Consider the following 1,603-nt stretch of genomic DNA (forward strand, 5'->3'; position numbering starts at 1 on the left):
GTCGGCGCGAAGGCCAGGAACGCGTTGATGCGGATTTCCTTCGACATGGCGCAAGTCCTTTATGCCTTCGATGTGAGGGGAAAGTGGCACGTGACGTGGTGCGTCGCGGAGAGCCAGTGCACGGGTGGAGCGTCTTCGCGGCAGACATCGCGCGCGGAAGGGCAGCGCGTATGGAAGACGCACCCGGCAGGCGGCGCGAGCGGCGACGGAATCTCGCCGCCGATCGCCTTAACGTCGAGCGCATCCGGCTCGGACGCGGCGATGAGCGCATGCGTGTAGGGATGGGCCGCGCGCTGGACGATATCCTCGCGCGTGCCTTGCTCCATGAAGCGCCCGAGATAGAGTACGCCGATATGGCTGCTCATGAACGCGACGACGGCCAGATCATGCGAGATCAGCAGATAGGAAAGACCGAGCGCGTCCTGAAGGTCTTTCAGCAAGTTGAGCACTTGCGCCTGGATCGATACGTCGAGTGCCGAGACCGGTTCGTCAAGCACGAGGATCTCCGGTTCCAGCACGAGCGCGCGCGCGATCGCCACGCGTTGACGCTGGCCGCCGCTCAGTTCGCCTGGGCGGCGGCGCTTGAATTCGGCGGGCAGGCCGACTTGCGCGAGCAGTTCGTCGAGGCGTCTTTCCAGCGCATCGCGAGCGAATCCACGACGCTGGATGCGCAACGGTTCGAGCACGATATCGCCGATGTTCATCTGCGGATCGAGCGAGCCGAATGGGTCCTGCAGCACCGCTTGCACGGCACGCTGGCGCCAGCGCTTGTCGCTATCGCGCGCCTCTTTGCCGAACACGCGATCGCCGAAGCGCACTTCGCCGCGCGTCGGTTCATCTGCGCCGAGAACGATTTTCGCAAGCGTCGATTTGCCCGATCCCGATTCGCCGACCAGTCCGAACGTGCCGCCGCTCGGCAACACGAAGGACGCATCCTCCACGGCGCGCAGCAGTTTTGGCCGTGAGAAGAGTCCGACGCGCACGGGAAAAGTGCGCGCGATGTCCGTCACGCGGATCGCCGTGCTCATGAAGCCTCCGTCTCGAGAAGCGGTTCCGGCGCCATCTCTCCCGGCTCGGGATGCCAGCACGCGACGGTGCGATTCGCGTCGATATCGCGCGTCGCGGGATACGTGCTCAGGCAATCGGCCTGCACGCGCGGACAGCGCGGCGCGAACCGGCAACCATCGGCCATGCTGCCGGGCAACGGCGGCTGCCCCGGGATCACCGTCAGCCGGCGCTGTACGCTGAAAAGACGCGGCACCGCGCCGAGCAGCCCCTTCGTATAGGGATGCCGAGGGCGCGCGAAGACTTGTTCGACCGGCCCCTGCTCCACGATGCGTCCGGCATACATCACCGCGACGTCGTCGCAATAGCGGCGCACCAGATGCAGGTCGTGCGTGACGAGCACGATCGCCATGCCGCGCTCGGCCTGCACTTCGCGCAGCAGATCGAGAATTTGCAGACGCACGGTGATGTCGAGCGCGGTCGTCGGCTCGTCCGCGATCAGCAGGCGCGGATTGCACGCGAGGTTCATCGCAATCGCGACGCGCTGACGCATGCCGCCGCTGAACTGATGCGGATAGCTGTTCAGGCGGCTCTCGGG

The 1,603-nt window shown here is 65.8% G+C and carries 2 protein-coding genes; both read right to left on the bottom strand.

All coding sequences use genetic code 11. The annotated features are described in order from the left end of the window. Positions 1-59: 59 nt before the first annotated feature. Positions 60-1,028, bottom strand: coding sequence for an oligopeptide/dipeptide ABC transporter ATP-binding protein (locus AWB67_RS37405; RefSeq protein WP_087660813.1), 969 nt, complete (start codon positions 1,026-1,028; stop codon positions 60-62). Further along, the coding region (locus AWB67_RS37410) for an ABC transporter ATP-binding protein (protein WP_143746810.1) at positions 1,025-1,603 on the bottom strand (579 nt) is incomplete at its 5' end. The genes AWB67_RS37410 and AWB67_RS37405, both read right to left, overlap by 4 nt.

The organism is Caballeronia terrestris (assembly GCF_001544515.1).
In the GTDB taxonomy this organism is placed as follows: domain Bacteria; phylum Pseudomonadota; class Gammaproteobacteria; order Burkholderiales; family Burkholderiaceae; genus Caballeronia; species Caballeronia terrestris.

Bases quoted from the DNA above. Each gene is read 5' to 3' on its own strand.
- AWB67_RS37405 (WP_087660813.1), bottom strand. From the start codon at position 1,028: ATGAGCACGGCGATCCGCGTGACGGACATCGCGCGCACTTTTCCCGTG.